Source organism: Candidatus Chromulinivorax destructor (assembly GCF_003366055.1).
Lineage (GTDB): Bacteria > Babelota > Babeliae > Babelales > Chromulinivoraceae > Chromulinivorax > Chromulinivorax destructor.
Genome location: NZ_CP025544.1, coordinates 986,787 through 1,009,857, shown reverse-complemented (window position 1 = coordinate 1,009,857; position 23,071 = coordinate 986,787). Strand labels below are relative to the sequence as shown.

Annotated in this window: 17 protein-coding genes, 1 tRNA gene and 1 other RNA gene; 7 read left to right on the top strand and 12 right to left on the bottom strand. The window is 34.8% G+C overall.

Features of this window, described 5'->3' with window-relative positions; genetic code table 11:
* Positions 1-113 precede the first annotated feature (113 nt).
* The gene (locus tag C0J27_RS04855) at positions 114-1,397 is read right to left on the bottom strand and encodes a CCA tRNA nucleotidyltransferase (protein WP_115586047.1); all 1,284 of its coding nucleotides are present in this window, start codon (positions 1,395-1,397) and stop codon (positions 114-116) included.
* Positions 1,398-1,432: 35 nt separating this feature from the next.
* On the opposite strand from C0J27_RS04855, the gene C0J27_RS04850 reads away from it, so the two are divergent.
* Both C0J27_RS04850 and C0J27_RS04845 read left to right on the top strand, forming a co-directional pair.
* Entirely contained in the window at positions 1,433-2,251 is an 819-nt protein-coding gene (locus C0J27_RS04850) for a DUF4097 family beta strand repeat-containing protein (RefSeq protein ID WP_115586046.1), read from the top strand.
* Between the two features lie 10 nt (positions 2,252-2,261).
* The gene (locus C0J27_RS04845; RefSeq protein ID WP_162801818.1) at positions 2,262-4,052 is read left to right on the top strand and encodes a protein-disulfide reductase DsbD family protein; all 1,791 of its coding nucleotides are present in this window, start codon (positions 2,262-2,264) and stop codon (positions 4,050-4,052) included.
* Positions 4,053-4,241: 189 nt separating this feature from the next.
* Here the strand turns inward: C0J27_RS04845 and C0J27_RS04840 are convergent, their stop codons facing one another.
* The 3 genes from C0J27_RS04840 to C0J27_RS04830 all read right to left on the bottom strand — a co-directional run bounded on the left by C0J27_RS04840 (position 4,242) and on the right by C0J27_RS04830 (position 8,538).
* Positions 4,242-4,715: a hypothetical protein gene (locus tag C0J27_RS04840; protein ID WP_115586044.1), complete on the bottom strand. Its 474-nt coding sequence runs from the start codon at positions 4,713-4,715 to the stop codon at positions 4,242-4,244.
* A gap of 12 nt (positions 4,716-4,727) precedes the next feature.
* Positions 4,728-7,751, bottom strand: coding sequence for a hypothetical protein (locus tag C0J27_RS04835; RefSeq protein ID WP_115586043.1), 3,024 nt, complete (start codon positions 7,749-7,751; stop codon positions 4,728-4,730).
* Between the two features lie 460 nt (positions 7,752-8,211).
* Positions 8,212-8,538 (bottom strand): HPF/RaiA family ribosome-associated protein, encoded by a 327-nt coding sequence (locus C0J27_RS04830; protein ID WP_162801817.1) that lies wholly within the window; start codon positions 8,536-8,538, stop codon positions 8,212-8,214.
* Between the two features lie 203 nt (positions 8,539-8,741).
* On the opposite strand from C0J27_RS04830, the gene C0J27_RS04825 reads away from it, so the two are divergent.
* On the top strand, positions 8,742-9,182 hold the full coding sequence (locus C0J27_RS04825) for a hypothetical protein (protein ID WP_115586041.1): 441 nt from the start codon (positions 8,742-8,744) through the stop codon (positions 9,180-9,182).
* Between the two features lie 75 nt (positions 9,183-9,257).
* Here the strand turns inward: C0J27_RS04825 and der are convergent, their stop codons facing one another.
* From der to C0J27_RS04790, 7 genes are all read right to left on the bottom strand, one after another.
* The gene (gene der / locus C0J27_RS04820) at positions 9,258-10,595 is read right to left on the bottom strand and encodes a ribosome biogenesis GTPase Der (protein ID WP_115586040.1); all 1,338 of its coding nucleotides are present in this window, start codon (positions 10,593-10,595) and stop codon (positions 9,258-9,260) included.
* On the bottom strand, positions 10,588-12,219 hold the full coding sequence (gene dnaX / locus C0J27_RS04815; RefSeq protein WP_115586039.1) for a DNA polymerase III subunit gamma/tau: 1,632 nt from the start codon (positions 12,217-12,219) through the stop codon (positions 10,588-10,590). The genes der and dnaX overlap by 8 nt, the downstream gene beginning before the upstream one ends.
* A 34-nt stretch (positions 12,220-12,253) precedes the next feature.
* Positions 12,254-12,349: signal recognition particle sRNA small type (gene ffs, locus C0J27_RS04810), an RNA gene on the bottom strand.
* Positions 12,350-12,419: 70 nt separating this feature from the next.
* Positions 12,420-12,511 (bottom strand) — tRNA-Ser (locus C0J27_RS04805).
* Positions 12,512-12,537: 26 nt separating this feature from the next.
* A complete protein-coding gene (gene rpsB, locus C0J27_RS04800; protein WP_115586038.1) occupies positions 12,538-13,401 on the bottom strand; it encodes a 30S ribosomal protein S2 in 864 nt (287 codons plus the stop codon).
* A gap of 422 nt (positions 13,402-13,823) precedes the next feature.
* On the bottom strand, positions 13,824-15,218 hold the full coding sequence (locus tag C0J27_RS04795; protein WP_115586037.1) for an NTP/NDP exchange transporter: 1,395 nt from the start codon (positions 15,216-15,218) through the stop codon (positions 13,824-13,826).
* A 77-nt stretch (positions 15,219-15,295) separates the two neighbouring features.
* A complete protein-coding gene (locus C0J27_RS04790; RefSeq protein ID WP_162801816.1) occupies positions 15,296-16,702 on the bottom strand; it encodes an NTP/NDP exchange transporter in 1,407 nt (468 codons plus the stop codon).
* Positions 16,703-17,359: 657 nt separating this feature from the next.
* Here C0J27_RS04790 and C0J27_RS04785 point away from each other — a divergent pair.
* The 3 genes from C0J27_RS04785 to C0J27_RS04775 are packed head-to-tail and all read left to right on the top strand — an operon-like array spanning position 17,360 to position 20,112.
* Positions 17,360-18,538 carry an ankyrin repeat domain-containing protein gene (locus tag C0J27_RS04785; RefSeq protein ID WP_115586035.1) on the top strand — a complete coding sequence of 393 codons (1,179 nt, stop codon included), beginning with the start codon at positions 17,360-17,362 and terminating at the stop codon, positions 18,536-18,538.
* A 13-nt stretch (positions 18,539-18,551) separates the two neighbouring features.
* Positions 18,552-18,911, top strand: coding sequence for a hypothetical protein (locus C0J27_RS04780; RefSeq protein ID WP_162801815.1), 360 nt, complete (start codon positions 18,552-18,554; stop codon positions 18,909-18,911).
* A gap of 4 nt (positions 18,912-18,915) precedes the next feature.
* The gene (locus tag C0J27_RS04775; RefSeq protein ID WP_115586033.1) at positions 18,916-20,112 is read left to right on the top strand and encodes an ankyrin repeat domain-containing protein; all 1,197 of its coding nucleotides are present in this window, start codon (positions 18,916-18,918) and stop codon (positions 20,110-20,112) included.
* A gap of 182 nt (positions 20,113-20,294) precedes the next feature.
* On the opposite strand, the gene C0J27_RS04770 is transcribed toward C0J27_RS04775, so the two are convergent.
* Entirely contained in the window at positions 20,295-20,753 is a 459-nt protein-coding gene (locus tag C0J27_RS04770) for a hypothetical protein (RefSeq protein WP_115586032.1), read from the bottom strand.
* Between the two features lie 191 nt (positions 20,754-20,944).
* Between C0J27_RS04770 and C0J27_RS04765 the strand changes: the two genes are divergently transcribed.
* Entirely contained in the window at positions 20,945-22,789 is a 1,845-nt protein-coding gene (locus tag C0J27_RS04765) for an ankyrin repeat domain-containing protein (protein WP_115586031.1), read from the top strand.
* Positions 22,790-23,071 lie beyond the last annotated feature (282 nt).

Genomic DNA, 23,071 nt, shown 5'->3' with positions numbered 1-23,071 from the left:
TCTAAAAAAATCATTTCTGTTATACATGATCAAACATAACAGTGTGCCCTGACAGAAAACACGTGTTACAAGGTCATAAAATGTAACACTCATGTATAACAGAAATAATAAGACTATGTTGTGTGAACCAAATTTTTGAGAACAAATCGATCAACGATACCTTGATCGATCTGCAGTTGGTATGCTTTTTTAACAAGCTTTCCCAGCGCAGGACCTTGTGCAATATCAAGCAAATCTTTGCCAGTCAGTAACGGTTGCACTGGCCTATCTAAAATTCCTAAGTGCTCAATTCGATTTTTTACAAGAGCTATGTTGTCAGTATCACCTTGTTGCAATCTTGCATACTGCACGAGCAGCCGCAAAGAGGTATCTGGGCTCAACCAGACTGCAAGCCACTTGAGTTGCGCATCAGTCAGATCAGTTGATAACATAGGTGCATACCAGACAAGGTCTGCAATCATGCTGACTAGTTTTTGGTGCCCAGTTAATTTTTTCATGAACTGCATGACGGGTTGTTTATCAGCATAAGTTGCTTGTACCAGATGTATTTCAGAACGCTGAGTATACAGTGGCAAAGAGCCTGCGATAACAGCCCAGATGCAGGCTAATTTTTTTTGATCACAATTATGCTGTTGTTGTGCAGCTTGATCGATCATTGCAGTTAATTCTTCAGTCAGCTTAATTCCCGGGAAAAAGTGATGGAATCGATCTATTGCTACAAGCCACTGTAAGCCAAGTGATGGATGTGCTGCTTGCAAAAAAAGCTTCGAAAATTCTTGTTCGATGCGCTCTTGTGACACTTTGCTGACGTCGACCTGTTTGCACGCATCTGATAAGTCTTGAGCAACTAACATCTCAAACCTACCCACAAACTGCATGACGCGCAATAATCGTAATGGATCTTGTACAAAAAATTCTAGGTCAGGCGCTCGTAAAATTTTATGCTGCAGATCATGTAAACCACCATACAAATCAATGAGTTCATACGTCTGCATGTCTATTCCCATGGCATTGATTGTCAGGTCTCGACGAATAAAAGCTTGCTCATAGCTCATGTACGGATCGTAAGCAACGACGGGATGGCGACCGGAGCTGTCTTTTCGTGGCAGTGACCAATCAACATCAAGGCCATGTAAACGTAACACTCCAAACGATTTGCCAACAAAGCTGACCGGGCCATGTAATTCTAAGATTTCTTGTAATTTTTCTAGGGGAATTCCATACACTTCAAAATCAAGATCTTGAGATGTTTTTTCTAATAAAAGATCACGAACAGCTCCCCCAACTAAAAGAACTTTACCTCCATGTTCATGGATTGCTGCAAAAATATTTTTTACGAACCTTTGCTTTTTTACTATCTTGGATACACTAAGTTGAATTGCATTAAGAATTTTCATATTATCGCTCTTTTATTATACAAGGAGATACGTTCATGAAATTTTATCACGTTTGCGTAACCATGGCACTTTTATCATCAACGCAGGTGATGCATAGTTTTTGGAATACATGGATCGACACCATTGTAACAAAAATAAATAATACCACTGAACTTATTATGCATAAAGAGTTTGACAAAGCGCAACTCATTGCTATCAACAATGAACAAGGCGCAGTGATTATTAATAGTTGGAAACAAAAAACTATAGCTCTAGAAATTATTACAACAGCCCCACAGGCTACCATCAAAGATATTAACATTGATATTGAGTGTATCGACAACAGTATCAAAATTCATACAACCTTTCTTGATTCTAAAATAAAAGGATCGGTCCTTTTTAATATTTTAGTCCCGCATGATACCAACATTACTATCAAAACCAAGCAAGGTGACATCGTCGTAAAAGATGTATACGGGACCTTAGATCTTGCAACGGGTGCTGGAGATATAAAATTACTCAACCCTCACGATAACCTGCAAGCGCACACTGGCAATGGTTTAATCTGCATGCGAACTGATAGCATGCAAGCAGATAAAATATGCAACCTTGAAACTGATAAAGGAAATATTGAATTTTATACGACAGCAACTAGTAATACACATGTTCATGCTTGTGCTCCTCAAGGTAAAATAACATCTGATATCCCTATAACTCTGAGCAGTAAAACAACCAAACTTGATGCAGCTGCATGGAAAGAGTTTCGTCAAACTGCTGATGGCTCAATTGGAACGCCAGCATCAGCATTGCATATGACTGCTCATAACGGCTGTATTGCAATTCTTCCGTATACCAAACAAAATGATATTTTTTAAAAGGAATTTTATGAATGACCGTATGCAACATCAATATCCACTCTATGTAAAACAATCAAAAAAAATTATAAGCTTTTTTTTGCTCTGCTCAACGCTTATGCTCAATGCTGTTGATTTTTCGTATAAAGTTACGCAACTTGATGAGCTCAACCAAAATATTGCAGTAACCTTTACACTGCAAGAAAATGAAGCAATCTTTGCACGAACGCTCAATATTTCAGTCAATAATCCTGACTTGCAAGTTATAGGCAGTTCTACGAATGTTCCTGCAACAAAAAAATATATCCCTGAATTTAAACAAGACAAACAAGTATACGATCAAGATTTTATCGTAACAACGCGCATTACATGCACAAAACCTCAACAAAAAGTTGATGGTTCATTGCATATTAGCTATCTTTCAACGTTAGAAAATAGCTTAAAAGATGCTATTTTCCCGCTACAATTTGACAATCACATAGCTGAAGATCAACCAATAGTAACGACCAACATCGTTGCAATGCCAGTTGCTCAGCAAACAAAATTTCAAGAAGATCATTCATGGGTTGGCTATTTTCAAAATCTTGTTAAAACAACACAGACGCCATGGGCTCAAATTTTACTGGCACTTATCTTAGGTCTTTTACTCAGCTTAACACCATGCATTTACCCAATGATTCCTATAACAATTGGTATTTTGCACAGCCATGGTAAAAAATCATTGCTGTCTAATTTCTTAGGCTCTATGAGCTATGCATGTGGTATGGCAACAACCTTTGCATGCCTTGGACTCCTTGCGACCGTTGCAGGAAGCTCATTTGGATCATTATTATCTCAACCAATGTTTGTAATTGCACTCGTGCTGTTTATTGGCTACATGTCACTGACGATGATTGGTGTGATAGATATGTACATTCCGCCATTCATGAAAGGCGAAATCAAACTCTACAAAAGCTTTGGTCCGTACATGTCAGCATTTTTATTTGGTGCGATTAGTGGAACCATTGCAAGCCCATGCGTATCACCTGGGTTAGCTTTGCTTTTAAGTATCGTTGCAACGATGGGTAATAACATTTTAGGATTTATGCTGTTATTTTCATTTGGTATTGGCTTAAGCTTCCCACTTATTGTTATTGGAACATTTTCAAACTCACTGTACTTGTTACCAAAATCTGGTATGTGGATGGTCGAGATTAAAAAAGCACTTGGCTTTTTTATGCTTGCAACCTGTTTTTACTACCTTTCAAATATTTTACCAGTTGCTGTTGTGTACTGGTTGTTCACTGCATTTACCATGTTTACTGCATCATTTTATCTTGCAGGTCCTGGTGCGTACAGTAGCCCTACCACAAAAAATGTGTACAACGGAATCAGCATTATCATGATTGGTGCAACCATGTTAATGGCAATGCAATCGTACGAAAAGACTTTTTACAAAGAGACGATCAATACGCAAAAATCAGTTGCATGGCAAGCTGATTATGCAACTGCTCTTGCAACCGCTCGAGAAAATAAAACATTATTATTTGTTGATTTCTGGGCAAACCATTGCACAATCTGCAAAGCAATTGATAAAAAAGTATTTAAAAATGATGATTTTAATCGCGCAACTGCAGACATTATTACCTTTGTAAAAATTGATGCAACGCATAGTAATAACCCTGACTACGCAATGCTCAAAGAACAGTATAAAGTCTACGCGCAGCCAACGATGCTTTTAATTGATCCAACGACTGAAACGGTGCTTGAAAAATGGACCAGCGAACCGTATAGCATGACGATTGAACTTTTTATTGCGCAACTTAAAAAGTTCGTTCAATAATTCTAGAACATCAATATATGATAGAAGGGAGCAGCTGCTCCCTTCTATTTTTATTACCCAGGTCAGAAAACCCTGGGTCTTTTAAGCCCGGGGATGAATGACCGTTTTCATTTTTGAAAGCCCTGGACTTCAGTCCGGGGTCATTACTTACTCTGTTTATTTCATAAATATAACGTATGCAACTATCTGTTAATGGGCAACTTGAACTGTATAGTTCTTTACAAATAATTCCATATCAGCTTGTGTAGCAAAACCTCTACAATGAACCCAATCTAACTCATCACGGTAGAGTAACACAAAATCAGGAAGATTCTTTTTTATTGCAATCCAGCTTTGTCTAAATTCCATAAAATTATCAACACTCATTTTGCAGCTGTTAGTTTCATTGACATACTGAGGGAATTCTTCTTCATCAGGACAGTGCATTTCTCCGTCAGATAAAGACCATTCAGAAAATCCTATATACAACATTCTTTGTTCAAAATCATGATAAATAAAATTGTCATTATAGAGATTTATCGGTTGAATTAAAAAATCTGTATCCCAAGGCCTAAAATCTTCTGCCAGAAAAGTACTTAAAAATCTTAATGAAGTATTTGGATGATTTACAATGCTATAGTATCTATTATTAAACTCTTTATATAAAAATAAATATTCTTTCATTAAAAACCTACGTTAGATTAAAGGATGATGAGTTTTAATTCTTTTATTAGCTATATCGTAACATATTTTTATTTCAATTTTTTCTGGTGTAAATCCAGTTATATTAATCATTTTCAAATCATCACTTTTTTTTATGGAAATTTGATTACTCGTCATTGCTTCTATCGCTTTTAAATCACATAACAACTCTGACCAAGCTTCAGGATATATAGAAGATTTTTTAGTTCGATTTTTATTTCTTGGATTTGTAAACAATAGATCTTTACTTCCAGCTGGACCATGTTTTATAAGCTGTGAACTAAAGTGGTCAAGTTTATTTCCTCCATAATTAGAATGACCTCCATCAGGATTATGCTTCAAAAAGTAATCTCCAGCATGAATGTGATACGATGCAACATCTTCAACATAATATTTTTGCCCTTCATAGATAAAAAATGGTCTATGTTCTTGAAGAAACTTTAAAAGCTCTTGTTTATAGGTCTGCAAATTATACACTCGATTAAGATACATGATATCTTCTTGTATCAATTCATGCATGTTGGTAAAGTTAGCAGTCTTTTTTGCAAGTTCTTGCAGTTGGCGAATTGAAGGAGCAAGCTCTGCTAATTGTACAGCTCGTGCTGAACTTATCGGAATGGTAAGATCAACTACCGTCTGCACACGATTGAGCTGTTGCATAATTTCTTGCTGAACGGTGTTTTGTAGAGCTATAACTTCGTGGCTATGACATGCGATAAAATCAGCCATTTGTTCAGGCGTTAACTTGTTTGCAGATTCAATAGCATGTTGGCCAAGTTGACTCACACCAGAAGTTATAATTTTTTCTTCAATGCTTTTTTGTAGCAATACGTGGGTATTTGCAGGCAAGAATAATGATAGATCGTGCATGCTGACCGAATCTAGTACCCCTGCTAACTTGAGCTGCTCTTTCTTAAAAAAATCGAAATAATGCTCGCCCATAATTTTTTTATACAAACCATTAAATGCATCGAGCTGATGATGTTCAACCATCGATTGTGCTCGAGCAACTACGTCTTTGGTTGTCGCAAAAGATTTTTGAACTAATTTTTCGCCTGCAACATATAAATCACAATGAACGGTCTGCAAGCCTTGCAATGCATTGACGATTGCTTGACCTTTCCTCGGCCAGACTACGGTTGCTACTGCTTGAGAAACATTTTCAACATGTTGATAGCTCGTTTGATTAAAATCATAAAACTGTGATGCAAATTTAGTTATACCGGCACACTCTTCATGAAACGATACCATCTGGTCCGTAGCATAAAAATACCCAAGTTGCGCAAGTTCCCCAACTGCAACAGTAGCGCACACACATCCTGCTGTTAATACAATCGGAATAATAGCTGCAGATGCTGCTGAGCTGATAGTAGCCGTTAACACAGGCGCGCAGCTTGACGCAAGAGAGCCAACTGCCCCCAAGGCAGCAGAGCTGATTTCTGTTGCGATAATTCCTTGGGCTGTACCACGTGCTACAGATCCGGTATACTTTGCAAGCTCGGTCGAAAAATATGCTAACGATTGCATCATACTTTCACATTTTTCAAAGCCATGCTGTGTTAATCCATCAAGATAATGGAATAGCCCGTGTGTGCAATTGGTAGCGCTAACTGCTTGTGCAAGATGATGAATTTTATTTTCTTGTTGAGCCAATGCAGCTACTTGTGCGCACATTAAAGAACTTTCTTGCATAGCAATATTGGTGGGATTCTTTACCGCTATTGCACCAAGATTATCAAGCATATCAACAAGTTCTTGCGTAAGCTGCTGATGAATTGCAACTCCGTCAGTGCTCAGAAAAATTGCAGGATCAATATTATACGCCTGCAGCGTCTTGATGGTATCATCTTGTAAATGATAATTTACAACACGAGGCGTAGGATTTTGTAATGAATCATGCAAAGCTTGCAATCGATCTTGCATAACATCGATAAATTCTTGCGGCGCATTCTCAGCAATAGTTGCAAGGAGTTCAACATGTTCATCATGGATATTTTGCAACTCAACTTCATCTTGAGGTGATGGATGAGAAAGATTTTTTGATTGATCAAGCAGATTATATTCATCATCTAATGATCTTGCATGAGTATCTATGTGCTGTTGTGCATAGGTTATTAAAGCTCTATCTTCTTCAATCTGATCTGGGCTGATGATTGTAGATTGTTGAGTTGGTAATGGATTGTATTGTGTCCCAAAAAGAGAGGATACTCCATCTTTCATATTTTTACATCCAAGATAAAAATATTTTGCCATGGTAGGATTTTCAGCATATTGCTGTAACAAAAGTTCATTGCGCGCTTGCTCTTGAGAAGCGCGCAATCGTTTAATATAATGTTTATCTTTATGATTCTTTTTTTCTTGAGCAAGAGCTGCATGTTGTTGCGCACGAAGCTGATTCCATTCCTGTGCATGCCGTTTCTGTAATGCTTTTAAATCAGCAATTGCTTGTAATCGATCTTGTTCTTGTTGCTCTGCATATGCTTGAGCAACAGCTAAATTTTCATAATAAGCCCTGACTTCTTCATCGGTTGCATCACCAGCTAAATAGCGATTGGATAAAATTTGTTGATCCGTAATAGAATTCTGAAAACTACGAGCTCGCTTGCCTGGCCGAGCATTTTCTTGATGCTCAATAAATTGTTGTAATTGCTGAGGTGAACTAAGACGCGGGGTGTTATAATTTGTAGGTAACGGAGGAGAAGAATGTCCTGAAGAACTGCCAGCTGCTTGAGGAAATAGACTTAAAAAATCAGATTCTTGGCTACTCCCATAAAAAAGATCAAACGTATGAAGTTTATTACCATAACAATCGTAGGATGTTATAATTTTTTTAGAGTCAGTCTCCGTAATAAAACATTCCATGCCATCAACACTATTAACATATTTACGCGTAGCACCTCCGGGTTGGTTTAAAGCAGGCGACCATGAATTTGCATGAAGATTAAAATCATCATTATTTTTGTCTGCATACACCAGCGAACATAGTATTACAACTACAACCAGATACCATTTTTTCATACAATATTCCTGTAAAAGATCAATGATTTCAAGTCATTGTATGGAAAAATAGTTGTTTATTCAAGCAAAAAAAGAGAATGTTTTTTTATTATGACGAATTGTAATTAATGGCTCTACAAAAGGGTTAAATTGCTTGTAAAAAGGCCTTATTGCAATTAATATCTATAAAACGATAGCTGTATTTTCAAGAGAAAAAAACGTAATATGAGAAATGAAAAATAACCTACGATATCGCTTTGCTCATCTCCCAGGCTTCGCATAAAGCTACGCCGGACACAGCCGGAAACAGGGTGGCGGCGGCCACAAAACGCTTTTTTACATACAATAAATAATCTATCATGCCGATATCATGATGTTTTATAAAAACTATGAGCCAAGTCTTACCATTAAAAATTGATTAAAAAACGTAAACAAAAAAGGGAAGCATAAAGCTCCCCTTGTAATTCTAAAAAATCATTCGTTATTGCATCTTTGGACGATGATGTTCTTTATCAAGCATTTTACCTTTTTGCTTGATAATTTGTTGCGTGATGTTATGAGTTGCATCATGGATAGTTGCAAAAACATCTTTGCCTTCTACACGTGCAGACGCACTGTAAGCACCACTTTTCACCACAAATTCTACGGTAAAATGATTTTCTTTTGTATGACCCTGCAAAATAACTTCAACAGATGGTTTACCTTCTTCTCGTTTAAAAAGCTGCTCAAACGTTGCAACTTCAGCGCGTACATATTTTTCAATGGTTGCGCTATGATCCATAGCTCGATACGTAATTTTAATGTGCATGAAATATCCTTTATTAAAAAGCACATATGATATCAACGCAATGATCATACTCTATATTGAGTATCAGTTAAAACTATTATGCTATTATTTTTGCACCGATCAACAAAGTTTCAGCGTGAAACAAAAATACAATTCTATTTACTTTTACAGATAGCATCTGATACTATCAATATGCATAATAAACATATAAAAAAGGATAATGTATGAAAAATATGACTAAAAAAATTATGGCTTTGGCAATGATTGTCGGTTTTGTAAATATTTCAGCAGAAACATTTTACCCTTCTTTAGAAGGTACTGGTTATTGGGATGAAAACACAAACAATGCTATCATACGAGACTCATTAACAAATAAAATGATTAAATCTTATACTGATGTAACAAAAATTGACAAATCTAATGATTCAACATATGAAAAAATAGGAACACTGTCAAAACAAACAAATCATGGTCATATTACTCAAAGTAGTAGCTCTACCAATACAAAAAATTTGTATGGCAAACCATCAAATTTTATTGAAAGAACTGGTACAAGATCATCAAGAGTAGGTGCACCTACAGGTTATGTACAAAATTCTGCACTAAATTTATATCTAAAAGATTCCATTGATACTACTTATTATGTATTTGTACCAATTGTATAAAACATTTTAATGTAAAAAGCGCTCACTATATTTTTATAGTGAGCGCTTTTTCATAATACTTATATAAACAATCTGTTAAACAACAGGTCCTTTTTTGGTACGAGCCTTAAATTCGATCGGCATACTTTTCATGTTGACTTCTTTACGTAACACGTTTTCGAAGAATGAAAATTGCATTTGACCAAAGAATTCAGGGTTTCTTACCACTAATTCGATACGCATCGGCGCTGCACCAACCTGTACTGCTTTGTAAAATGTTAATATTTTACCTGCTTTGTACAATGGAGCACGTAGTAATGCATTTTTGAACAGCTCTGTTAAATAATTTTCTGGGAATTTTGTTGAGTGTCGTTCCCACACCGTCTCTACGAGTGGTAAAATTTTGCCGATGTTTTTACCATCAAGACATGAAATTTTTAACACTTCAATTTTTTTCATAATAAATTCATACTCAAGCATACTGTTTTCAAGACGCTCGTTCATTTCTTTGGTAAATAAATCTAATTTATTAATTAATAAAATAAGCGCTGAACCGTTTTCAAATGCATATTCTGCAAGTTTTAAAACTTGTGCAGAAAGATGTGGTTCGCTTGCATCCATCATTAATAAAACTAAATGCGCGTGACGAATAGCTTGTAAACTATTTTTTACCATCATCGTTTCTAAACCAGTTTCTACCGTTTTTTGGCGACGAATACCAGCTGTATCAACAAGCTCAAATGATGATTTATTAAACTGAATTTTACGTTTTAAAGCTTCACGGGTTGTCCCTTCTACTGGAGAAACAATCGCAAACTCTTCTTCTAATAAACAGTTAATCAATGATGATTTACCTGCGTTTGGACGCCCTACCAAGGTGATTCGTGGAATTAATGGTCCACGCGTAAAATTTGGTGTTGCAGCATGCACAACTTGTGTTACCGCATCAAGTAGATCCCCAATTCCTTGAGAATGGTGTGATGATACGCCAAAAACTTGAGAAAATCCTAATTGCTCAAATTCATGCACACGCAGTCTTGTTTCTGCGTTTTCAACTTTATTAACCACCACAAATACTTTACGTGTATCGTTTTGTAATTTTAATAATTTACGAGCAATACGTTGGTCTTCCCCAGTAATCCCGATTTGAACATCGCAGACCAATAAAAGCACTGAAGCTTCTTCAATCATATGTTCTACTTTGTCGTATACCTGTTGAGAGATATAATCTTGTTTTTTAACTAGCGAAATTCCACCAGTATCAACAAGATTAAATGCTACGCCATTCCATTCAGCATCTTCCATGATGCAATCACGAGTTACGTTTTCTTGATCTAATACAATGCTTCGTTGTTTTTGGGTAATTTTGTTAAACAGCGTTGATTTACCAACGTTTGTTCTACCAACTAAAACAACGTTTGCTAACTTACTCATACATGTTCCCACTAATTTCTGTAATTATCCCATCAAAATGCTGTATCAACTCATTTGCAAGTTGCCATCTATTTGTATCGGATATATCTAATTTGTTACCTACTGAACGAGACGGTGTCAGTGATGATGACGGCGGTGTTGATTCAATTCTTACACTACGATCTTGCACTGCAACCGGTTTTATATTTTCACTGACATGCTCAAATGTAAAATTGCATTGAACTTGGTGCCCAAATACATTTTGCAAAACGACATGCCATACTTTTTTTTCTTGCTCTAAACGATCTTTAAAAATCGTAAATTTTTTCAAAAATGAGACGGTCAACAGATTACTTGTTGCATCAAATTCTATAAATTTTGCATCATGAAACATCGTAACCAAAACAAGATCATCAAAAACTTTGGTATGACTGATAAACTGCTGCCATTGATTTTCTGGTGTTATAACTTGTTCATCTGATTGATGTTTTTGTTCGTTACCGCTTACAAATGATTTATTTTTTTTTTTTGTTCCCTGAGGACTCTCTTGTGATATATGTACTAACAACATCATTTCAAGGAATCGTAATTTCTTGGTTGTTTTTGCAAGATACTGTTCTTGGCTGCACAACATCTCAAATAATGCAGTTAACATTCCAAGATCAGATTTTTCAATAAACAGTATATGCCCTGCTGACAAATCAGTGAATTGTCGTGGTTGCACCTGATACTTTATTAAAATTGCATCGTACACTAACTCTATTAATTGAGCCCAAATGTACTCAACCGAAATCTCATATTTTTCTAACGAACTACAAAACTGTAATAAATCTTGCACATTGCACGTCAGAATTTTTTCAAACAACTGCAATAATGTTGACTCATCAATATGTCCAAGAATCGATAGAACTGCTTCTTTAGAAACTTTCTTTGTTGCAAATCGTACTTGTTCTAAGAGATTAATCGCATCACGAACCGAACCATCTGCTTGGCGAGCTATGACCGAAAGACCCTGCTCATCAAACTGGATATTTTCTGCTATGCATAATTTTTCTAAATGGTCTTGAATAACTTGATGTTCGACAGGATCAAAAAATATCTGAAAACATCGTGATTTTACCGTTTCTAAAATCTTTTGCATGTCCGTTGTTGCTAAAATAAATATCACTGATGCTGGCGGCTCTTCTAAAATTTTTAAAAAGGCGTTAAAAGCTGCCTTACTCAACATGTGAGCTTCATCAATAAGATATATTTTTTTGTGACTTAATAATGGTAAAAATGATGATGAATCAATAATGTTTCGTACGTTATCAACCCCTGTGTGTGATGCAGCATCGATTTCGATAAAATCAGGATGCTGAGACTTGCTCATTGCAACGCATGACTCACATTGCAAACAAGGCAATGCTACTTTACGCGGATCGACCTGAAATTCTGGAAGACGAGCACAGTTCACTGCTGCTGCAAAAATACGAGCTGTTGATGTTTTTCCGCATCCCCGTTGACCAGAAAAAAGATATACGGGAAAAAACTGTTTAAGATAGAGACTGTTTTGTAAAATTCGAATGGCTAAAGGTTGACCAACAACTTCTTGAAAGTTTTTTGATCGCCATTTGCGAGTTAAATTAAGTTCTATGTGATCCATGGTATATCTTTATCGATTGATAGGGAATGGTATAACAAAAGGGGAAGTTCATACAAAAATATAAGTGTTCTTGCTGCTTCCTTTCGGACCTGACAAAGTAAACATCATACTTCTTATAAACTTCCCCAATTTTTTATTCTTTAGCTACTATCTTTCTTTATTATTTTTAACCTAAGCTAAAAATATAAAGTAAGATATTTTGGTGGAGAGAGAGGGATTCGAACCCTCGATACCCTGTAACAGGTATACATGATTTCCAATCATGCTCTTTCGACCACTCAGACATCTCTCCTGCGAAAGCTATCTTAGCTCAAAAAATTACTTTTCTGTTTCAAGCTTTTCTGCAAGAGCTGCTGTTAATTGTTCTTGTTGTTCAGCAATTGCAAATTTTTTGTTGATTGGAGTTTCAGCTTTTTTAGGAGCGTTTACTACTTTTTTCAAAAAAGGTTTTTTGCTTGTTGTGTCTGATGCTTGAGCAATAGCTTCAGATTCTTCTTGTAAACTTTTTTTATCAAGTCCACGAGCCGCCGCAGCTGCTAAATAGTCTAGGACTAATTTAATTGCTTTTGGTGAATCATCGTTTCCTGGAATAACATAGTCAACACCTGTTGGATCAACGTTTGAGTCAACTAACGCTACAACTGGAACACCCGCAGAAACAGCTTCTTGCAATGCAGTAGCTTCTTTTCTTACGTCGATTAACACAATTGCGCCAACTGGCATTTTAAGATCAATAAGACCACCAACTGTTTTACCTAGTCTGTCTGCAGCTTTTTGGAACACTACACATTCTTTTTTCGTGTACATGCTTTCATCAGCTTTTTTAATCACATCTAAAAGATGTAAATATTTTGTTACAGCTTTTTTAACTTGGTAGAAGTTAGTGATTGTACCACCAACCCAGCGATGACTAACGTATGGCATATTTAAATTATGGCCAATAGATTCAACCATGCTTTTTGCTGATTTTTTAGTACCAACCCAAAGAATAGTTTCGCCTTTAGCAGAAACTGACTCTAAGAATTTAGCTGCTTTTTCTAAGTTGAAAGCAATTTTTGATACATCGATAAGATGTACGCCATTTCTATGTCCCCAGATGTATGGAGCCATTTTTGGACACCAACGAGACTTCTGATGACCGAAATGTAAACCAGCTTGAATTAAATCACGAAAATCTATCATAAAAACACCTTAAAATTCCTTTTGCAAGGATATAACTTTATAAATACATTACATTGATACGCTTACGCTGCGCTTATCTTTTTTGTATACACTCAAAAGATTTATGAAAATTTACATTACAAAGTAATGATCTATTAACATTTTAATTTACACGTAAATTATGCTTTGTTTTCTATACATACTTAAGTTTACTTTAAATAACAAAAAGAGCAATATTTACAACCCAAACTGATATAAAATAATTACACATACGTTGTATAAACAACAAGCTTACGAACAAACTACCTTACCACTGCACAGCATTCCTTACGTTTTTTACAAAAACTTTGAAAATTTTCAGGCCGGTGTGCCTTATATCATTTTTTTTGTAAAAAATGCATTGGTGCAACTACTATATTTAAGCTTAATTGCACCAACAAGATTTACTGTAACCCAATTACCTCATTGTTTTCAATAGCTTTACAATATCTTCTGCCAAGCCACCATGCAACTAAAATCCATAGTGCAATAACGGTTGAGAAAAACGATATGTAGACAACATTAAACATAGCGGTGCCTGGCACAACATTTTTAGCTGATTTAATAAATAATGAACTGACTGATTTAGATATTTTCATACCAAACGAATCGATCCATGATTTTGATTTATATTTAATATCTTTAACTGTTGGAATATACAAGCTTTCTCTTAATGGAGAAGCAAATGCATAGTTTAAAACACCAAGACCTGTATACACAACTAACACGGCATGAGCATCGCGCATAACCATAAAGTAAACAAGCAACAAGCCAATAAACATAGGATTTAATAACAAGCATGCGCGCTCGCCCAGAACTTTTAATAAAATTCGAGTACCAAAGAACGAAACAAAGAATCCGATAACATGAATAATGAGTCGTTGTTCAAACATTGCTCCAGAAAAACCACTAAATGATTCTGCTGCTGATTTTAATATAACAAGACGTTGCACGGATATAACAACATTCAACAATTCATAAAAGAAAATCATTGCAAAAATAGCTAAAATATACGGTTGTTTAAACATGATCATTAAACCAGAAAACATCCCTGTTTGATCAGTTCCATCTGCTTCTTCTTTTTTTTCAACTTTATACACAGCTTCATAACCATGTAAATTTTCTTGATTACCAAGTTTTAATAAGTAGTACACAATAACAGGTGCAATGCATAACATAACTGATGCTAAACCAAGTAAGAGTTGATGAATCGCAACATCAGTCAAGCCAATATTACCAATGATTCCTGTTGGAGTTAATAACATCCATGCCAAACCAGCAGTAAACATACCACCAAGTTTTGATGCTGCAATCATTAAAGGATACCCTTTTTTAGCTGTTTCTGGTGACGTCACTGAGTTAGAAAATGACCAAAATAGACTGACAACAAAAGGAACTGCACCTTCATAAAACAGATAAATAAACCAACCAAACCAACGATCACCACTTGCAATAGCATTTGGTAAACCAATCTGAGCATCACCTAAATAATAGGCAATAATTAAACCAACAATGCCATATAATCCACTGTACACACATAACAGCTTAAAACGACTCATCGAATCAACAAGCTTTGCGTACAGCAATGTTGCTGGCACTAACATAAACATTGAGATGAACTTAACGTCACCCATATAACCACTACCAACAAACTGAGTAAAAAGAATATCTTTCAACTCTTTTAAGATTGTGTATGCACCAATCACACAAAAAAATGCGAGCGATAAAAGAAATATCTTAAATAAATCTCTTTTATTTAGATCTAAAGTTAATCCCATTCTTTTCAGCAATTGTGCCATAAAACCTCACCTTTTTAATAGATTATATTTTTTATTTATCTGTAATTTATTACTTACACAACAACAAAGTTGCCATATTACTGCATAATAATTTCGTTTGATTCAACAGCTTTTTCATAACGGCGACCCAGCAAATAGGCAGTTAAAAACCATACCGCAATTAACACGGTAAAAAATCCTGTGTAGATGCAATAAAAACCTGCTGTACCTGGAACTGCATGTTTTGCAACGCTCACAAAACTACTTCCAGCTGCTTTTGATATTTTTGTACCAAAGGTATCAATCCACGATTTAGCTTTAAACTTAATATCTTTCATGGTTGGAATATACAAACTTTCACGCAGTGGTTGCGAGAATGAATAGTTAATAGAACCTAAACCAATAAATACAAATGTAATTGAATCTTCTGTTTGCACAACCATAAAATAGATTAATAATAATGCTACTAAGAAAGGCACCAACAATAAACATGCTTTTTCGCCATAACGTTTAAGTAATACGCGAACGCCAAACAATGATAAAACTAAGCCTGCAAAGTGCATTAAAAATCTTTGCCAAAACATTGATCCGGTCAGATGCGATAAACTTACCAACCCATTAGCACCTTTTGCTGCAGTTTCTAAAATACAGATCCGTTGATAACTTAACACAACGTTTAAAGATTCATAAAAGAATACGAGTGCAAAGATACCTAATATGTAAGGCGATTCTAGCATAATCTGCAAACCAGATAACATACCAGTATTTGCAGTACCTGCTTTGCTGTTACGTTTTTCTTGTTTATACACAACTTCGTAACCGTGCAAATAGCGACCAGGAACTTTTTTCATTAAAATATAAATAACAAGGGGAACTAAAAGAAGAAGAACTGCTGACAAACCAAGTAAAACTTGATGTGCAACAACATCAGAAAAATCAAAAAACCAGACATCGCGAAGATTGCTCATCATGTACCATGCAAATAAAGCTGTAGCCATACCGCCCATTTTAGAGCCTGCTACCATAGTTGCATAACTTGATTTTGCTTCTGCAGGATCAGAAACTGAATTGGCAAACGCCCAAAATACACCAACAACAAACGGTGAAAAACCTTCAAGAACAAAAAAGAATATCCATCCAAAAATACGCCAAGGACTGGTTACCGTATTTAAAAGCCCATGCTCGGGAGAACCTAATAAATAGGTGAAGAAGAGTAAAATTAATCCATACAAGAAACAATAAAATGATAAAAGTTGATAACGACGAATTTTATCAACCAAAGTTGCATACAAAAGCGCTGCCGGAATTAAAAAGAAGACAACTAAAAATTTTGCTTCTGGTATGTGTGATTTTCCGACAATCCCAACGAAGATCGTGTCCTTAAGTTCTTTCACAATAGTATATGCGCCAATTACCAGACAAAAAGCAAGCGTCAAAAGGGCAAATTTGAGCTGCTCATATTTTTTCACATCACTATGAATCGTTTTTTCTAGACCCGAACCCATGAAACATCCTTTAAAATTAAAAAATTGCATACACTCAGCTCTATCAATGTAAAAAGCATCAACTCGTATAAAAAATATAAAAGTATACATGTTTCATGTACACAATCTTATATATCAACCATAAAGAAAAAATCTTAATGATTTCTATACGCAAACAGTTTTTTCTGAAGTTTGATAGTCTTTACTAAGATATCTTGAAATTTAATACATACTGTATAAATAAAGCATATCAATTTCATGAGAGCAATGCAAAACCTGTTTGCAAATAGTTAAAATCTTGTACAGTTTTAAAATCAATACATAAGCCTGCAATATCGCTGCGCTCATCTCCGGAAAGTTGGTGGCGGCTGCCACTAGACGCTTTTTTAATCTAAAAAAAGTGTACCAAGCACACCGGCTAGCAAATTCTCGGAGTTTTTGTAAAAATCATAGAACAAAATTCTTATCGGCAGTCTGCGCTATGTTATACTTTTTTAGTTGAAATAAGATTGTATCAGATCTTCTGACTTGCAGACACTCAGAATTTTCATAACAAAATCACGGCAAAGCACCGTAATAAAAATATGATGTACGCAACTGGCAATTGCCGTTCACTAAAAATAATGGCATGCTTACATTACCATTATAACAATTATTTATTTATGAAAAAATTCACATATGAATTATTTATTTAAAAAATACCGGACTTTAATCTTAGTAATTTTAGCTCAAACTGCATCATTGCATCTGTCTGAAGATACAAGCCAATTAATTGATGCCGATGAAATTGCAGGTTACGTTAACCTTCATCCAGCACTTGAACAAGGGCTTACTATTTTGCGGGAACATAATACAACTATTCCAACACTTGCAACTATATTTGCAACACACCTAAAAAACAAACAAGAACATGAAGATGAGTGTGATTTTGTTGATAGATTTGATGCAGCAATACAAACAGCACAAGCTCTTATTGCACGCACAATACATCCTTTATTCATGCAAACACTTAGTGATGCTATTGAAAATAAAAACAATACAACAGATACAAATCCTGTTTGTATCTATGTTAAAAATCATCATGCTGGGTGGATGAAATTTATAACAGAAGAATGGAAACATGAAGAGTTTGAGTTGCTCATTTCTGCTATTACAAGCAATGCGTTACCAGTTGTTAAAACTTTGCTTGCACTTGATATCAATAAAAATAGTATTCATGAAAAAGTTTATATACCTGTACATGTCGCAGTTCAACACAACAGAGTTTCCATAATAAGCATGTTGCTTGAGCAGCAGTTTGATGGGAACTCTCAAAATTACTTAGGAGAAACACCTTTGGTTATTGCAGCTAGCAATGAAGACTCAGAAGCAATGCAAATATTACTCAAGGCTGGTGTAAATCCTGATATTATGAGCGATAACAAAGAAACAGCATTAAGTGAATCTATAAATAAAAATAATATTAATGGTGTTAAGCATCTTATCAAAGCGAAAGCTGATCTAAGCATACGACATGGATATAATTATACTGCTTTACATATCGCAACACTACAAAACAGACCAGAAATTATACAATTGTTGTTACAAGCTGGAGCTGATGTCAACGCTCAGTGTCAATACAATAATACAGCTCTAAATTTTGCGATACAATACGAAAATCCACGAATAATTCAATTATTTCTTGATGCACAAGCTGATCTTGAAATAAAATCGCTACAAGGATCTACTCCTTTATCTTTAGCAAGAAACACGAGCATTGCACCAATGCTCACTGCTGCAATTGAAAAAAAACGAAAAGCTGAGGAACTACCTGAAGATACTAATACAAAGCAGTCAAGAACAGCTCTTTACATATAACGAAATATATATCATGAAATGTATAAAAAAAATAATAATGCTTGTTCTTGTATTTGTTACGACGCAAACGCATTCATCTGAAAAACATTTTCTTGGCAACAAAAAAATTGTTTCCCATATTCCATTTTCTCAAAAATCCAATACAGATTTTATGTCTACGGCAATACAATCATCTATGATAATCGTCGATGAAAAAAATATTGCTGCTAGAATCAAACGAACTCACGATATGGATGAACTATGTTTATATTATAGAGCATTACGTGATACAAGAAAATCTGGCTACCCTACCTACGAAGTAGACTCTGCGTACCTCATTAATCAGATAAGAAAAAAAACAAGAGAAATCACAGCAGTGCTTAAACAGGTTTAAACTCATGCAAAAATCCCATACGCAACACGTAATAAAAACGAACTTTAAACAATGCTTGTTGATTGCAGGTAACATATTTTCACTTTTACAGAGCACTTTGTATAGTTGCCAGCAAACAAGAACAGTTCCTGTGCAAGATATTGTTCATTCATACAAACATATTGATGAAGGCTTTGATCTTACAGAAGAAAAATTATCATTTTATGATTTTTTAAAATCTGAACTGCATGTTAAAAATATATTAGATGAAAACTTCACACAAGACTTTGCACATGTTATTGCACAAGCTGAGTCTATTATTTTAGACCGCATGAAAGATACTTTCTTAGACATTGTAACAACGGCAGCTCAACAACCTATTCCTGTGCTCAGCAATCTAGATCATCCGTATTATAGCTATCTTAAAAAAAATCATACCAAATTTAGTCAACCATACATTAAAAAGCTTATAAATACCCACGATGAAGATGGTAATACCATCTTACATAAAGTTGTAAACACTTTTATATTTAAACCAAATTCTCATGAAGGAATACAACAGCAACGCTCTTTAATGTGTATTGTGTCAGACCTTATTGCAATGGGAGCAGATGTAAACCTGGTAAACAATAAAGGCTTAAGCTGCTTACATTTTATACAAAACTATAAAATAACAGGAATTTTGCTTTATGCAGGTGTGTACATTAATCCGCAAGAATCTAACGGGCTAACACCTCTTCACCTTGCAGCCGCTCATAAAAACCACCAAAAGGATGAATGCTGTAAAGTGACTTTACTGCTGTATCATGGTGCAAATCCACACATACCAGACCATCAAGGCAAAAAGCCCCTCCATGTAGCTGTTCAATATAATAACCTGAGGGCAGTACAAGCTCTTTTGCGCAAACAAGTAGATAGTAACGCCGCAGATATGAACGGATGGACACCTTTACATTATGCAGCAAAATATAATTCCTCAGATGAAATTACCCGCAATTTACTATGTAATGATGCTTGTATCGAGAGTCTTGATCGCCAAGGGAAATCGCCTCTCTATATAGCTGTTCAATTTTATCATGCAAAAATAGTACAAACGCTCATTGATGCTGGTGCAGATATCACTATTTTTAAACGTCAACCAAATGTAGCTTTGCATAAAAGCATGTATGAAATTTTACAAAATGCGCCCAAATCTCAAGAAAAAAGATGTACTATCTCATAATAATTTTTAAAGTAGCGCTCAGTGAATTAATTTTTCACTGTCGTATTTTACCCTACGTTTTGCTAATAAAACTCCAAGAATTTGCAGGCCAGTGGGCCTGATGCACTATTTTTCAAACTAAAAATAGTGCATTTCCGTAAATGAGCCCAGCAATATCGTAGGTTTTTGTGCACGTGTAAATTTTATTTACCATTCCACCATGTATTCAAACTTTTAGCAGCTTTATTAATTTCTTTATTGATTTTTTTAGTTGCCCGTTGTGCAATTTCATTTGCTATAACAGCATGAAGCTCATTTGGATCATAACCAAACTGTTCAATTACTTCGTTTTGTGCAAATAGAGGCATCGTAAGATACATATTATTTAAATCTTTTTGTAAGTCTTTTGGCATTGCATCATATATTGCAATAAAGTCTTTTCCAGAAGGTTGCTGCCCTAAAGCCTCTGCTCGAGCTGATAATTGAGTCAATAAATAATCCCTAATCACCTCAAATTTTGGATATGAATCAACAACTTGAGCTAACGTAACAGTATGCGAAGTATGATAATCTTCAAAACCAAAAGCTTGCATAGGCGAAGCGTTACCCAATATTGACAATAAAACACACATCATAAAATTATTTACTGGTATAAACTTCATATAATTTTCCTTTTTTATAATAAAAATATTCAGCCTGCTATGTCATCATACTAAAATAGCTGGAGCGACATCAATAGATTCAGCTGCCAATAATCAATACAATAAAAAACATATAAACTAAAGATACATTGAAATATATAACATTTTTTTTGTATACTATTACTCATTGAATATTTTTATTAATAGACTCTATGAAAATTTGGAATAATATGAAAGAATATAACATCTTACACATAGCCCTGCTATGCACGATGCTGCATAATTTACATGTTACGCATGCAGCAGAAGAATCAAAAGATAATCATGATATTATTGATATATCAAACATAGCTACGCAATATCCTATACTTGAAGAAGGTTTTCGAATTTTACATTCTCTAGATTCAACGACACCAAAGCTCCATGATTATGTACAAAATCATCTTATTCAAGATGATGAAACTAATTTTGGTGAAGTAATTCAATTATCACAAGATTATATTGCAGACAGCATGCAAGAAATATTCTTATATGCATTAGAAAATGAAATTGCTCAAGCAAAAGATGCATATATAAAATTTGATAGAAATCAATTATGTTTCCCATGCAATGGCAAGATGTTTAAAGATAGTGATGTAGGATTTTTTAGATCGTACCAAGCAATAGGTACGGGGCAAAATAAAGATTATGATATGACTTGTCAATACGAAAAAGAATATAATCAAATCTATAATATTCCAACAATTCAGCAAGCTCTCATTACATCTTTTTATCAAATAGACAACCCTGTATGTACCTACCTATTGAAATATCAACATATATTTTTGCCCTCTATTTTTAATAAACTGAGACAAAATAATTCTGCTCAGCTATTCAGCTTAGTTAATGGTGCTATAAGATTCAACCATGTACCTTTGGCTACGCTGTTGTTTAATTCACATGCAATTGACATGCATCATGAAAAATATAATATTCGTAAATACTTGCAAAATGCAGTAGAAAATTATTCGCTCCCTGTAACAAAACTAGTTTTAGATAAAACACCTCTGTACCTTTATCAACAGTTTTCGTTTCTTATAGAACGTGCAGTCTTAAATGATGATATGGAAATGTTGCAGCTCTTACTCTCCCATGGTGTATTTCCAAGTAATACCATACTTGATATGGCTATTGATAAAAATAATACAGCTGCTGTCATACAACTACTTACATCTCCTGTCGATATAGAAGAAAAAAATGATAAAGGCTTAACTCCTTTAGTTCATGCTGTTCAGAAAAAAAATATAGAAATAGTCCAAGCTCTCTTACAAGCTGGTGCAGATGCAAATAACCCAACTTCATTTCAAGAAGAACATCCAATGACTTTCGATGGACAAATAGCTCACCAAATTGATAGCTCTGGAAGACGAGTTGATATAAAAACAAAAGAACTTACTGATTCTCTGCCAAACTTTAATGAAAATTCTGATGAATCTAACCAAAAACGAGATCTCTATGGATACACTCCTTTACAAGAAGCTGTCTATGCAAATTCGTTAGAAATTGCAAAATTACTGATTAATCATGATGCAAAAGTGAATATTTCAAATATATTTGATGGCACAGCTTTACAAATTGCTCAACGCTATAATCTTGATGAAATAGCTCAATTATTACAAGATCATCACGCAATAAGTTTTACTCCACATCAAAGAAATCTCAATATATCGTTAAGGCAAGGGCCAATAAAGCAAGGGCCAAGTTTGTTTGATCTATGGTTAAATGATTCTTTTCCATCATTGCCTGATACAAACCAAGAACAAACACCTGAAACTTTTACGCACCGCAACAAAACTGCCATGACTACCTTACTAGACATCATAAAAGAATCTAAAATAAAAAATAAACGTCCTATACAAACTTTACAAGAAATTATCATAATTGATGAACATGAAACTTTAGAGCAACCAATTTCAAGCAGCTCTGACAATAATAAACGAACCAGAGAGAACGATTCTTTAGAAAAAGATAGCAATATAATGACAGCAATGCCAAACGTACGTAGAAAATATAATTAACTCATAGTTTTTGCATCAGCAACTTGACGCTTTTTTTATGTAAAGAAAAAGTGCAACAGTCCCACCGGTAAGCAAATTCCCGGAGTTTTCATAGAAAACGTAGGGTACAACTTTAAAGTCAAAATTTGGTTCCCAAAACCTAGGTCCATATTCAATAAAACTTAACCTATGTATCATTTTTCTGATTGTATGAATTGAACTCTCTTTTTTTTAAAACTATGCATATCAGTTTGCGAAATACGTGATCTCTGATAAACTATAAAAGTCTGATAGATTAGGGAA